14 protein-coding genes are annotated in these 12,520 nt (G+C 43.0%); 9 read left to right on the top strand and 5 right to left on the bottom strand.

Annotated features, from left to right (window positions below; all coding sequences use genetic code 11):
• Positions 1-256 precede the first annotated feature (256 nt).
• Together K5609_RS09560 and K5609_RS09555 are read left to right on the top strand one after the other, a co-directional pair.
• Positions 257-484 carry a hypothetical protein gene (locus K5609_RS09560; protein ID WP_221076959.1) on the top strand — a complete coding sequence of 76 codons (228 nt, stop codon included), beginning with the start codon at positions 257-259 and terminating at the stop codon, positions 482-484.
• Between the two features lie 114 nt (positions 485-598).
• Positions 599-844 (top strand): DUF6482 family protein, encoded by a 246-nt coding sequence (locus tag K5609_RS09555; RefSeq protein WP_221076958.1) that lies wholly within the window; start codon positions 599-601, stop codon positions 842-844.
• 61 nt (positions 845-905) lie between these two features.
• Here K5609_RS09555 and msrA read toward each other — a convergent pair whose 3' ends face one another.
• Together msrA and glnS are read right to left on the bottom strand one after the other, a co-directional pair.
• A complete protein-coding gene (msrA, locus tag K5609_RS09550; RefSeq protein WP_221076957.1) occupies positions 906-1,544 on the bottom strand; it encodes a peptide-methionine (S)-S-oxide reductase MsrA in 639 nt (212 codons plus the stop codon).
• A gap of 44 nt (positions 1,545-1,588) precedes the next feature.
• Positions 1,589-3,253 carry a glutamine--tRNA ligase gene (glnS, locus tag K5609_RS09545; protein ID WP_221076956.1) on the bottom strand — a complete coding sequence of 555 codons (1,665 nt, stop codon included), beginning with the start codon at positions 3,251-3,253 and terminating at the stop codon, positions 1,589-1,591.
• A gap of 337 nt (positions 3,254-3,590) precedes the next feature.
• On the opposite strand from glnS, the gene K5609_RS09540 reads away from it, so the two are divergent.
• Complete coding sequence (locus K5609_RS09540; RefSeq protein ID WP_221076955.1) at positions 3,591-3,992, top strand: hypothetical protein; 402 nt, start codon at positions 3,591-3,593, stop codon at positions 3,990-3,992.
• Positions 3,993-4,011: 19 nt separating this feature from the next.
• Here K5609_RS09540 and K5609_RS09535 read toward each other — a convergent pair whose 3' ends face one another.
• Positions 4,012-4,821, bottom strand: coding sequence for a fumarylacetoacetate hydrolase family protein (locus tag K5609_RS09535; protein WP_221076954.1), 810 nt, complete (start codon positions 4,819-4,821; stop codon positions 4,012-4,014).
• 56 nt (positions 4,822-4,877) lie between these two features.
• Complete coding sequence (gene norR / locus K5609_RS09530) at positions 4,878-6,452, bottom strand: nitric oxide reductase transcriptional regulator NorR (RefSeq protein WP_221076953.1); 1,575 nt, start codon at positions 6,450-6,452, stop codon at positions 4,878-4,880.
• 187 nt (positions 6,453-6,639) lie between these two features.
• Here norR and K5609_RS09525 point away from each other — a divergent pair, with 187 nt between their 5' ends.
• From K5609_RS09525 to K5609_RS09500, 6 genes are all read left to right on the top strand, one after another.
• Positions 6,640-6,909: a hypothetical protein gene (locus tag K5609_RS09525; RefSeq protein ID WP_221076952.1), complete on the top strand. Its 270-nt coding sequence runs from the start codon at positions 6,640-6,642 to the stop codon at positions 6,907-6,909.
• The gene (locus K5609_RS09520; RefSeq protein WP_221076951.1) at positions 6,909-8,108 is read left to right on the top strand and encodes an NnrS family protein; all 1,200 of its coding nucleotides are present in this window, start codon (positions 6,909-6,911) and stop codon (positions 8,106-8,108) included. Before K5609_RS09525 ends, K5609_RS09520 begins: the two co-directional genes overlap by 1 nt.
• 85 nt (positions 8,109-8,193) lie before the next feature.
• The gene (rhtB, locus tag K5609_RS09515; RefSeq protein ID WP_221076950.1) at positions 8,194-8,811 is read left to right on the top strand and encodes a homoserine/homoserine lactone efflux protein; all 618 of its coding nucleotides are present in this window, start codon (positions 8,194-8,196) and stop codon (positions 8,809-8,811) included.
• Positions 8,812-8,907: 96 nt separating this feature from the next.
• Complete coding sequence (locus tag K5609_RS09510; protein ID WP_221076949.1) at positions 8,908-9,600, top strand: glutathione S-transferase family protein; 693 nt, start codon at positions 8,908-8,910, stop codon at positions 9,598-9,600.
• A gap of 88 nt (positions 9,601-9,688) precedes the next feature.
• Positions 9,689-10,231: an RNA polymerase sigma factor SigZ gene (gene sigZ, locus K5609_RS09505; RefSeq protein WP_221076948.1), complete on the top strand. Its 543-nt coding sequence runs from the start codon at positions 9,689-9,691 to the stop codon at positions 10,229-10,231.
• Between the two features lie 111 nt (positions 10,232-10,342).
• Positions 10,343-10,813, top strand: a complete 471-nt coding sequence (locus K5609_RS09500) for a CreA family protein (protein ID WP_221076947.1) — start codon at positions 10,343-10,345, stop codon at positions 10,811-10,813.
• 117 nt (positions 10,814-10,930) lie between these two features.
• Here K5609_RS09500 and nagE read toward each other — a convergent pair whose 3' ends face one another.
• Complete coding sequence (gene nagE, locus K5609_RS09495; protein ID WP_221076946.1) at positions 10,931-12,373, bottom strand: N-acetylglucosamine-specific PTS transporter subunit IIBC; 1,443 nt, start codon at positions 12,371-12,373, stop codon at positions 10,931-10,933.
• Positions 12,374-12,520 lie beyond the last annotated feature (147 nt).

Genomic DNA, 12,520 nt, shown 5'->3' with positions numbered 1-12,520 from the left:
TTTGACGTTTATAAATTAGCATTTAAAACTTATATTAATCTAAAAATTGTCATATTTATCGCAATATGCGAACTTTTACACAGTCTTGTAATCAAAAGTGCTTTAAGATAACAGAGTCATGGATGATGAGAAGAAGTAATGGCTTCGCATTGGAAACTGAATCCAATATGCTATTGCCCTAATAACCTTGGAACGATAAATATCTAGTAGTTAGAGAGTGAGAGATCTGCGACCCTTACTCTCTCAAAGGTGATTCATGAGATATAAAGCAAAAATAAGCGCAGCAATTACACAAGCACTTCCGCTAGTCCAATCTGCCACCGCCGATGAAGCCGTATTATGGAACATCGAGAAAGAACGTGACATGCTCTGCATGGAGTTCACCTCAAATATGAGCTTCGAAAATTTAGAGGCTGGATTTAAACAAGCCGCTGAGAAACTAGGCATTACCTGCCCTATTAGTATCTTAAAACTGCGCCGCTAGTTTATAACACAGTGGGGGTGGTTCTCCTCCCCCAACTCTTTTCATTAATTTTTAGACTTAGTCATCTTCTCGCTAGTTTGTTGCGTATTTAATACACAAGCTAAGGAGGCTGATATGGATCTGATTATTAATTCTCATGAAGGCGACATCTACCTAGTTAACGAGAAACAACACAATACTGAAGCTGTACTTTGCGATAACAATCACCGCCCTCACAGGTTCTCCAGTATTTCTAGCATAAAACAACACTATCAAGAACAGGCCATCGATAAGGTTTGGCTGGTTCAGCATTCGGCCTACGATGAAATGTGTGGCTTACAAAACGCAAACCAGCCAATGAAAATGCCTTTGCGTTGGTAACGCATCAACTATGGTCATAAATTAGCAAATAAAAAAGCAGCCCTTAGGCTGCTTTATCAATTTAGTCTTGAAGCCAAGGCGGTAAACATACACCTAGTCCACCCAAGCCACAGTAACCGTTGGGGTTCTTGTGCAGGTATTGCTGATGGTATAGCTCTGCGTAATAAAAAGTATCAAAGTTAACTAACTCGGTACTAATAGCATGCGCTAAACCTTCTCCTTGCAAAGCTTTTTGATAAGCCTGTTGAGCTTGCTTAGCAAGCTCCAGCTGTTCACTGTTAGTAGCAAATATCATCGAGCGATATTGAGTTCCAACATCCCCACCCTGGCGCATGCCTTGAGTAGGGTCGTGCTGCTCAAAAAAGCAGGTCAACAATTGCTGATAGCTAACAACACTTGGGTCGTAAATCACTTTTACAACTTCAGTATGCCCAGTTAAACCGGTACACACTTCATCGTAATTAGGGTTAGGCGTAAAACCGCCAGCATAGCCTACCGCTGTAGTTATTACGCCTTGCTGTTGCCAAAACAGACGCTCTGCGCCCCAAAAACAACCCAAGCCAAAATAAGCCGTTGCTTGATTAGTGCCAGCATTCTCTAGGTAGTTACTACCATTTACAGCGTGAATACCATCTAATTCAATTGCTTCCAAACGCCCAGGCAAGGCATCGGCTTGGCTAACCAAAGTCGTTTTGCTCATCGATACAACTCCATCTCTATTGGCAAACGTTTAATTACTAGCACTTAGCCACTAATCTTGGCCCAAGTATCACGTAAACCCACGGTGCGGTTAAACACTAAGGCTTCAGGGCTTGAATCTACACTGTCAGTACAAAAGTAACCTTGGCGTTCAAACTGATAAGCTTGTTCTGCTTTGGCAGTCACTAGGCTTGGCTCTACAAAGCCTCGTTTAACCACCAATGATTCTGGATTAAGCACAGCAGTAAAGTCTTCTTCGGCCGCAGGGTTTGCCACCGAGAACAAACGGTCGTATAAACGAATTTCAGCAGGTTTTGCGTGCTCGGCAGAAACCCAATGAATAACGCCTTTTGGCTTACGCCCATCTTCTGGGTTTTTACCTAAGGTCGTTTCGTCATAGCTACAATAAACCGTAGTTACATTACCGTTTTCATCTTTGTCGCAACGCTCAGCTTTAATCATATAAGCATTACGTAAGCGCACTTCTTTGCCGATCACTAAACGCTTGAACTTTTTATTGGCTTCTTCACGAAAGTCTTCTGCTTCAATATAAAGTTCTCGACTAAATGGCACTTCACGCTCGCCCATGTCTTCACTTGGGTGAAGAGGTGCAGAAAGTTGCTCAACCTTATCTTCCGGGTAGTTTTCTATCACTACCTTAATCGGGTCAAGTACTGCCATCGCACGTGGTGCATTAGCATTAAGATCTTCGCGAATACAGGCTTCCAACATTGGCATTTCTACCATGTTTTCCATTTTGGTCACGCCGATACGCTTACAAAACTCAACAATAGAGCCTGCGGTATAACCACGGCGGCGCAAACCAGCAATGGTTAACATGCGTGGATCATTCCAACCGTTTACATGACCATCGGTAACTAAAGTATTTAGCTTACGCTTAGACATTACCGTGTATTCAAGGTTTAAACGCGAGAACTCGTACTGATGCGGTACTGTCTCGATGGTAATGTTCTCCAGTACCCAATCGTATAAACGACGGTTATCTTGGAATTCTAACGTACACAAAGAGTGAGTAATGCCTTCGATCGCATCCGAAATACAATGCGTAAAATCGTACATTGGGTAAATGCACCACTTATCACCGGTTTGGTGGTGGTGAGCAAATCGAACTCGATAAATAACCGGGTCACGCATACACATGAACGAAGAGCTCATGTCGATTTTGGCGCGTAACGAACACTCACCTTCTTTAAATTCACCCGCGCGCATTTTTCTAAATAACGCCAAGTTTTCTTCAACAGGAGTATCGCGGTAAGGGCTGTTTTTACCTGGTTGGCTTAAGGTGCCACGGTACTCACGCGCTTCGTCGGCATTTAAGAAACAAACGAAGGCCAAACCCTTTTGAATCAACTCTTCAGCATAAGCGTATAACTGATCAAAATAGTTTGATGAGTAACATACCTCACCATCCCAATCGAAACCAAGCCACTTTACGTCTTGCTGAATTGAGTTAACGTAGTCGATATCTTCTTTTTCAGGGTTGGTATCATCGAAGCGCAAGTTACATGCGCCCTGGTAGTCTTGAGCAATACCAAAGTTCAAACAAATCGACTTAGCATGGCCGATGTGCAGATAACCATTTGGCTCCGGTGGGAAACGTGTATGCACTGTGTCATGCTTTCCGGATTTAAGATCTTCATCAATGATGTGACGAATGAAATTGCTAGGGCGATTTTCCGCCTCACTCATACCAGCCTACCTATAAATAATGAAACGCTAATTAAAGCCGTATAATCCCTGATTCTTAGCCTTAGTACAAGCAACCATCGAACAAGCGATGAAAAGATCGCCTTATGCATCTGTTCTGCATCCCCGCCTTGCCATTAAACAGCTCAGATTGATTAACTTTTTTGCGTTCCTTTTGGCTAACCTCAACCAGCGCCTTGCTTCAACTTCTACCAATAAGACTGGAATCAAAGTCATTCACCCCCACCTTTCTTACTTATGGTTTGTTTAGGAAATGGCGAATTTGTAGTCATGGTTTATAGTGATTAATGGTTACTGTTGATAATTAAGGGAATATGTCATGCGTCTACTTAGTGTTGCTTTTAGCATCCTGCTATTGGTTGCTTGTTCTAGCCAACCCACCTGGGATGGTATGTCAGAATCTGAAATTGCATCTTGGAAAGAAATCGGGGTAAATGTTGAACAAGTACAAACTTATGTACGAGCAGGTATGAGCCAACCACAAGTTAAAGAATTTATAGACCAAAACTTTAGTGACCCAAACCAAATCACAGCTTGGGCCCAAGCCTTCACTGCTGTTGACGCCCGAGGTTGGATAGATTCAGGCTTTGATCTTTCTTCAGCCACTGCATGGGCCGCTAAAAAGTTCACTCACCAAGAAGCCAGCGCTTGGAAGTCTGCCGACTTTGATCTAGACGGCGCTGTAGACAATCGCAATAAGGGCTTAACCCCTGTAAAATAAAGCCATATAACATGGGTGTTTACTCAATTTGAGTAGACACCATACCTAGGCCTTCAATACTCACTTCTACTTGGTCTCCACTCTTTAGTGCTTTAGTTCTTCCCGGTGTACCAGTAAAGATCACATCATAAGCTTGCAAGCTTACATATTGGCTAATGTAACTAACAATATCCTCTACAGAGTGAATCATGTTCGCAGACGATTCTTGTTGAACGATATCGCCGTTTAGCTTAGTGGTCACAGTGAACTGGTTTTGAGCTGTAGTTTGAGTTATCCAAGGTGAGATGGGAGCAAAACCATCGGCGCCTTTAGCCCGCCACCATTGCAAATCTCGACCTTGCCAAGAACGCTCGGTGAGATCATTCCCTACTGTGTAACCAAATATACATTCTCCAGCATTTTGCTTAGATACCTTTGAGCAGTTTTGACCAATCACAACCACCAGCTCTCCCTCAAAATGCACATTTCGCGCATCCTTTGGGAGCTGCAACGGGCCTCCAATACTCATGGAGCTATATGACTTGTAAAAAATTTCTGGCTTGCTGGCACCTGCATCTCCAGCATGGCTGCGATAGTTTAAACCCACTGCAAATACTGTGGCCGGTTTTATCGGCATTAAGTACTTAGCTGATGCCTCAGCCGAAGTTTGACCATTAACTTGGCCTTCATCTAAAGGAGAAGCATTTAAGTGAAGTAGCTTATCACCATCGCGTTTAACCCAGGTTTTTACTCCTTCATGGTCAATTAACGCAAACTGGCTGGTTTGCTCAGCAGTCGCTGGGCTTGAGAGTAGTAAAAGCGCTAAGCCTGTCGATAATATGTAATTCACAGTTCTTCCTTGATGTTTTGTTGTCTCAGTAACTACGTACACAAGCAAACTATAGTTTAGCGTTTAACCACTTTGTCCACACTTAAACCCAAACGTTTTGCCAAGCGGCTTAGATTGGCTCTATCAACCCCTAGCTCTTTAGCTGCCGCCGACCAGCTTCCTTGGTGTTTTTCTAAACTCGCTGCTACCAAGCTTTTTTGATACATATCTGTGGCTTGACGTAAATTAAAGCCGGCAGCAATGCTTGTGGGTGCAGTCGATTGATACGAGGACGCTTCTGCAATATCTGCTGATTTAAGCTCACCACAATCGGTAACGCTAATTCGTACAATAGCTTTACCATTTTGGTGAGCTCGCGCTTTTAGCGCTGCGCGGCTAATTAGATGTTCTAATTCCCTAACATTGCCAGGCCAATCGTAGGCATTTAGATAAGCCACTAAATCACTTTGTAGTTTTATTTGTGGAATCCCCAATTTGCGTTTAACCAGCTCCACAAAAAAGCCCGCTAATAATTGAACATCCCCCACTCTCTCTCTTAAAGGTGGAACCAACACAGGGTAGACCGATAAGCGATGATACAAATCGGCGCGAAACCGGCCTTGCTCAACTTCCTTTGCTAAATCGCGGTTCGTGGCGGCAATCACCCGCACATCTACTTTTTGAATTTTGTCTTGCCCAAGCGCCTGCACTTCTTGGTTTTGCAGTACCCTTAATAGCTTACTTTGGGCAGTTAAAGGCAGCTCACCAATTTCATCAAGAAAAATGGTACCGCCATCTGCAATGCTAAACTTACCTGCACGGTTTTTATCTGCTCCGGTAAATGCACCTTTTACATGGCCAAACAACTCACTTTCAATCAAGTTATCTGGCAAGGCCGCGCAATTGACATGCACGATTGGCGCTTTGTAGCGAGACGATTGTAGGTGCAAAGAGCGCGCTACCAGCTCTTTACCCACACCGGTTTCCCCTTGGATCAAGATAGTAAAGTCAGAGGGAGCTACCAGCGCAATTTCTTGTTTTAAGCGCTTCATCACTGGGCTTTCCCCCACAATCTCATCACTGTTGTGGTGCCATGCGGCTTGATTTAGCTCTTCTAATACTTGTTGTGAATGGTGAGCCTGCTGCTCCAGTAAATCTAAGGTTAAACCCGTATTCAGGCTAGCTGCCGCCATGGCGGAGATTACTTCAAGTGTTCTATTGGGAATGTCATCAAATACTTCAGGAGTAAAGCTATCTAAGGTAAGCACGCCAATTAAGCTTTGATCAAAATACAAGGGTAAACCCATACAGGCATGCACCGGTAAATCACCCTCTCGATCAATCAACAAGCCATCATAGGGATCTGGTAACTCACAGTTGGCCGGAAAACGCACTGGGGTGCTGGAGGCACAAATTTGTTGAAAACGAGGATGCTCCGACAAATAAAAACGTCTACCTAAGGTATCGCGACTTAGGCCTTGTAAGGTGAGTGGCGTTAGCAACTCTCCACGCACTGCTAGCAAAGCCACTGCATCACAAGCAATGGTTTTACGCACTGTGTCCAATAAACGGTCGAAACGGTCTTTGCTACTTAAGTTTTGGGCTAAATCTAAGGCTAACTCAATTAAGGCTTTTGAAGATATATCAGACATTGCAACCCCTCATTTTTACACATAGTAGTCCTTATGACTACAGCCATCAAGCTGTCATAATGACACAATAAGTATAAGAACAGCGCGATTTACGGGTCTTAGCGGCTTTAAATAGTTGGTATGAAGATTGCGAAGTACTTATGTAAACGAGAAATGAATATCAAATAGCTAGTATCAGGAGAACTCCATGAAACACTTTCCTTTATTCGTAGATTCAAACAAACCAAGTGCTTTTCGCCAATACATGCGTTGTATAGTGGGTGGAAACTGGTTAATGCTGGTTTCACTTGTTGTGATCATTTCATCCATTATCATCTCCTACCCCTTAGCGCAGGCTTTTTCTATTCCAATGCAAATTACCGCGCACATATCTACCATAGTGTTTGCTGGCATTTTAAAAGTGGGTTACGTGTTACGCTGTGTAGGATTCAACGAACTCGGTCATGAGGTTATATAGTGATTAAAATTGCTGAACCCGATACAAACAATATTCCCCAACACTGGCACCAACATCCAATATTAGAATTAGCCTTTCGCCCATTCTTCTTGGCGGCGGCGCTTAGTTCTGCGATTAGCATAGCGCTTTGGATACTACTGTTAAACGGACACAACTTGATTGGCTTTAGCGGCTTAAGTCCACAGGTTTGGCACGCCCATGAAATGCTAGTTGGCTTTGGCGCCACCGTCGCTGTTGGTTTCATTTTAACCGCAGTACAAACTTGGACCGGTCAACCAAGCATTAAAGGAAAAGCGCTGGCGGGCTTGGTGCTATTATGGTGTTTTGCTCGTATAGCCTTTTATATAAACACCGCTGAGAGCGCAATACTCGCAAGTGTATTACAAGGTTTGTGGTGGCTAGCTGTTGTAATCATCTATAGTAAGTTGGTATTTGCTGCGCAAAATCGACGTAACTACATATTTATCGCTCTATTGTCGGTCATGGGTTTGATAAACCTGGCGATTTTAGCCAGTGACTTGCTCGCCAATACTGCCCTAGCACTACATTTAACTCGAGCCATGGTTTTATTGTTTACTATTATGATGGCTTTGGTGGGTGGCAGAGTAATCCCTTTCTTTACTGTTCGCGGCGCCCAAACCGCAGCCATAGAGTGTCCGGTGTGGATCAACCGCTTAGTAGGTCCATTGGCCATCGCTACTACCGCGACTTTTATCGCTAGCCACTTTGTGAATACTTACCACTTGGTACCGCTTAGTTTAATGCTGTTGGGGCTATTACATTTATTCCGCTTAGCATTCTGGCGCAGTATCAATACCCTAAAAGTGCCGCTGTTGTGGTCCTTGCACATTTCTTACTTGCTTATGGCTCTAGGTTTAATAGCGCTCGGCGCAAGTTATTACATTGCTTCACTAAGCTTTAGCAATGCACTGCATATTATTACCATTGGAGCCATTGGTTTGATGATTTTTGCCATGATGAGCCGTGTATCGCTTGGCCATACCGGCAGAACATTGATCATCAAGCCGATTATTAGCATTGCGTTTATCCTCTTAGTAGCGGCTACTTTAATACGCACTTTTTTACCCCTTGCTGATGCTTTGTTAGCTTGGAATTTAAGTGCTGGACTTTGGATAATCACGAGTTTGATTTTCTTGGCGGTATATTTGCCAATATTGTCTTCTAAACGCCAAAGCTAAACATTTTACGGCAAGCTCTAGACGCCCTTAGGCTATTCTGCGATATTGCAGCAATGTTTAAGGGCTTCTTTACAAGGATTTCCCCATGTTGCTCAGTGTATGGCTCACCTTTGTAGCCGCTTGTATTGTATTTAGTATTTCACCGGGAGCTGGCACAGTAGCCACTATTAGCCATTCATTAAGTGGTGGTTTTAAACAGGCATGTAAAAACATAGCTGGCTTACAACTAGCTCTTGTCACTCATCTAATTATTGTGTCTATTGGTTTAGGCGCATTGTTAGCGTCTTCGGCGATAGCGTTCACCGCAGTAAAGTATCTAGGCGCAGCCTACCTCCTTTATTTAGGCATTAGTAAATTCTTTGAGAAATCAGTAGCACTAACTGGAAAAGATGTAGCCGTTAAATCCAGCTCACAACTTATCAAACAAGGGTTTATCGTTAACTTAATGAACCCAAAATCAATTATTTTTCTTGCTGCATTTTTACCGCAGTTTGTTAATCCAACCCAAGATATGACCGGCCAGTACTTGCTTTTAGGGATAACAGTGGTAATGATTGATTGCGCCGTTATGTTTAGTTATGCCACCTTGGCTTCAGCGGTAAAACCATGGTTAGGAAAGGCGAAGTTTGTAGCCTTGCAAAATCGTGTATTTGGCTCGCTGTTTGTAATGATGGGCATTGCCCTGGCTAAAGTAGAGCGATAAAACTAGCGCAAAAAAAAGCTGTTTTCTGCAAATTAGTTTCGTCTTTTTATCTAGTTGCTCGTCTTATAGATAAATAACCATGATAGCGAGATTAAAATGATTAAAATTGTTAGCTTTAAAATATGCCCATTTGTACAACGTGTAACCGCAGCGCTTGAGGCCAAAGGTATTACCTACCAAATTGAGTACATCAGTTTAAAAGGCAAACCTCAGTGGTTTTTGGATATTTCACCTAATGGGCAGGTTCCCGTTTTAGTGACAGAAAACAACACTGCGCTGTTTGAATCAGATGCCATTATTGAATACATTGAAGATGAATATGGCGCTCTAAACGATAAGCTTAGTAACGAGCAACGTGCCTTAGACCGAGCGTGGAGTTACTTGGCTAGTAAACACTATTTAAGCCAATGCAGCACCATGGGTAGCAAAACCAAAGAAGATTTTGAACAACGAAGTGAAAACTTGATAAAAGCCTTCGCTAAAGCGGAACAAAAGCTGTCTGGCACCAGCCTATTTTTTGGCACCAATCACCTAGGTAAGGTGGACATTGCCTGGTTGCCTTTGTTGCACCGAGCGCATATTGTTAAACAAAAAACTGGCTTTGACTTTTTGTGTGGCCTACCGAAAATGCAAGCTTGGAAAAACAACTTACTGGCTACAGACTTAGTGAGCAAAACAGTTGCCGATGACTTTGAAGAAAAATTTGGCGATTTTTATCTCACCAATACTTACTTGGCGGGCAACAGCAACGCTCCTGCGTCAAGCTGCGTTGTAAGTTCTTGCTGCTAAGTGCTTTGCTATAACTTCACGCTTGCTATTGGCTTTTATACTAGGCCAATAGCAAGTCTGTAACCTCTACCAGCATTAAGTAAAATCGATGAACTTAGAATCAGTATGGCAACAATACAGTGATAGTTTAAAAGCCTTTTTGCACGCTAACTTGAGTGATGCTGCCGACGTAGATGATGTGCTACAAGAGATACTGCTTAAAACCTATCAGAACATCAGCCAATTAAAAGATGCTGCTAAGGTGAAACCTTGGCTGTTTCAAATCGCCAACAACAGTATTATCGATTTTTATCGCCAGCAAGGAAAAAGCAAAGCACTGCGGCAAGACCAGCTTTGGTATAGCCAAGACGAAAGCAATATTCACCAACAGCTTAGTCAGTGTATGTCCCCTTTTATTCACGCCCTACCCGACGAAGAGGCTTATATGCTGATGAGTATTGAGCTAGAAGGCGTATCTCAAAAAGACTATGCAAAACAGCACGGAATGAATTACTCAACCTTAAAATCTCGAGTACAAAAAGCGCGCCTAGAAGTGCTTAAGCTATTTCAGTCTTGTTGCCAGTTCACCATCGATTCACAGGGACGACTTGTTGAATACCAACGTAAAGAAACCACATGCAAAGACTGCTAAAACAGATTTAATCAATAACTAGAGCAGACCTTAATGGTATTTGCTAAATACGCTCAAGCTTAGTAGCGTATGAAGATACTGTAACCCCGTAAAAATTTATGAAGTGATTCTATGAACAAGATCCTTAGTATTCTGCTTGCCAGTAGCTTTATAGTTGCTTGCGATAGCAATGAAGTCGCCGATGTATCTTTAGGCTTACTTACCACCAAAGACATTAAAATCAGCGTATTGAAAGATCCGTTAATCGACGGAGTGACCTGTCACATCGCTAATGTAGAAGCCGATCTAGACTTTGCAGACCCCAGCGATATGTCTATATCCTGTCGCCAAACTGGCGAAATCACTCCAGCGATGTTAGCTAACATTGATAAAAGCAAATCTGGCGAAGTGGTGTTTAAAAAGTCGAAAAGCATTTTGTTTAAATCACTCAAAATACGCCGAATTTTTGATGAAGAATCACAAACCCTAATGTATTTATCTTACTCAACCAAAGAAACATCGGGCAGTTACAAACATAGCTTGTCTACAGTACCGCTATGGGGAACCAAAGCCTATGCCGAACCCGCTGCTATAACTCAGTAACCAATATCAAAATCAATATAAAGTAGTAAAAAAAAGGCCCTCTAATGAGGGCCAAACACTATCACCACAATAGCAGTTAAGGACGACTGCTTTTTGTTTGCTCTTTTCTTTGTTCTTTTATTTGGCCGCCAATAGCTTCAGCTCGTTGGCAACAAATTCTACGTGTGGACCAATCACCACTTGTACCGCCGTTTTACTTGGAATAATAACGCCAGGTACATGTTTTTTAAGTTCATTTACATTTACTTGGTCACTGTCTTTCACTTCTAAGCGAAGACGCGTTGCGCAGTTATCAACTAGCACTAAATTGTCGGTACCACCTAACATGGTTAGTACTAAATCAGCTGTATCACTGTGCGAACCACCTACGCTTAAGCTAGCTTCCTCTTCAGTGGCATCTTCACGCCCTGGCGTTTTCAGGTTCATTTTGATGATCATAGTTTTGAAAACAAAGTAGTAAACTGCGAAGAATACTAAGCCTTGTGGAATCAGCATGTACCAGTTGGTAGCAAGCGGATTGCGTGATGACAACACCATATCAACCAAACCAGCACTAAAGCCAAAGCCCGCCATCCATTGCATAGACGCAGCAATAAATACCGAGATACCAGTAAGTAACGCGTGTACAACGTAGAGTACTGGAGCTACAAACATAAAGGCAAACTCGAGCGGCTCTGTTACACCGGTAAAGAACGAAGCTGTAGCAGCGGCAATCATAATTGATGCAACTTTAGTTTTGTTCTCAGCTTTAGCGGTGTGATAGATAGCTAGCGCCGCCCCTGGTAATCCAAACATCATAATCGGGAAGAAGCCCGCCATGTAACGGCCTGTTTCTCCAGGCACAGCATCAGAAGCAACACTCAAGAACTTGCCTAGGTCGTTAATGCCGGCCATATCGAACCAGAACACAGCATTTAGTGCATGGTGAAGGCCAATTGGAATGAGTAAGCGGTTAAAGAAGCCGTAGATACCCGCGCCTACCGAGCCCATACCGGTAATACTCTCACCAAAAGTAACTAGGCCACCAAAAATTAACGGCCACAGGTACATTAATACAAAGGCCACCACAATACCGGCTACCGAGGTAAGAATAGGAACTAAACGCTTACCACTAAAGAAGGACAACGCTTTATGCAGCTCAACTTGGTAAAAACGGTTATACAGCTCGGCCGCCATAATACCGCTGATAATACCTACAAATTGGTTTTCGATTTTAGAAAACGCCAGTGTGCTTGCATCATTTAGCGTTACCAAGCCAATTTGCTCTACGGCTCCCGGAGAAAGCAAAGTGGTTATTACCATGTAGCCAACAAAACCGGCTAGCGCGGCAGCACCGTCTTTGTCACGAGACATACCATAGGCAATACCAATAGCAAACAGTACCGACATGTTGTCGATAATAGCAGCGCCAGATTTAATCAAAAATGCTGCCAGCGCGCTATTACCGCCCCAGCCGTTCGGATCAATCCAATAACCTATTCCCATTAAAATGGCTGCTGCTGGTAGCACAGCAACGGGCACCATTAAGGCTCGACCAATTTTTTGTAAATAGCTAAACATAGTATCCCTCGTTATGGTTATTAATAACCAAGTTCAATTTTCCAGTAGCGTTTGCCTATTCGAGCTTGGTGCATCATTGGTTATTTCGTTGATTAATGATTCACCAAGAACTTAATTCGCAGTGTAAATAATAAAAATTCACACGCA

The sequence above is a fragment of the Agarivorans aestuarii genome (assembly GCF_019670125.1).
Taxonomy (GTDB): domain Bacteria; phylum Pseudomonadota; class Gammaproteobacteria; order Enterobacterales; family Celerinatantimonadaceae; genus Agarivorans; species Agarivorans aestuarii.
The sequence above is the reverse complement of the archived record's forward strand: the minus strand, read 5'-3'. Positions and strand labels throughout refer to the sequence as shown.

Coding starts and splice junctions, on each gene's coding strand:
- K5609_RS09560 (WP_221076959.1), top strand. CDS start 257: ATGAGATATAAAGCAAAAATAAGCGCAGCAATTACACAAGCACTTCCG.
- K5609_RS09555 (WP_221076958.1), top strand. CDS start 599: ATGGATCTGATTATTAATTCTCATGAAGGCGACATCTACCTAGTTAAC.
- msrA (WP_221076957.1), bottom strand. CDS start 1,544: ATGAGCAAAACGACTTTGGTTAGCCAAGCCGATGCCTTGCCTGGGCGT.
- glnS (WP_221076956.1), bottom strand. CDS start 3,253: ATGAGTGAGGCGGAAAATCGCCCTAGCAATTTCATTCGTCACATCATT.
- K5609_RS09540 (WP_221076955.1), top strand. CDS start 3,591: ATGCGTCTACTTAGTGTTGCTTTTAGCATCCTGCTATTGGTTGCTTGT.
- norR (WP_221076953.1), bottom strand. CDS start 6,452: ATGTCTGATATATCTTCAAAAGCCTTAATTGAGTTAGCCTTAGATTTA.
- K5609_RS09525 (WP_221076952.1), top strand. CDS start 6,640: ATGAAACACTTTCCTTTATTCGTAGATTCAAACAAACCAAGTGCTTTT.
- rhtB (WP_221076950.1), top strand. CDS start 8,194: ATGTTGCTCAGTGTATGGCTCACCTTTGTAGCCGCTTGTATTGTATTT.
- K5609_RS09510 (WP_221076949.1), top strand. CDS start 8,908: ATGATTAAAATTGTTAGCTTTAAAATATGCCCATTTGTACAACGTGTA.
- sigZ (WP_221076948.1), top strand. CDS start 9,689: ATGAACTTAGAATCAGTATGGCAACAATACAGTGATAGTTTAAAAGCC.
- K5609_RS09500 (WP_221076947.1), top strand. CDS start 10,343: ATGAACAAGATCCTTAGTATTCTGCTTGCCAGTAGCTTTATAGTTGCT.
- nagE (WP_221076946.1), bottom strand. CDS start 12,373: ATGTTTAGCTATTTACAAAAAATTGGTCGAGCCTTAATGGTGCCCGTT.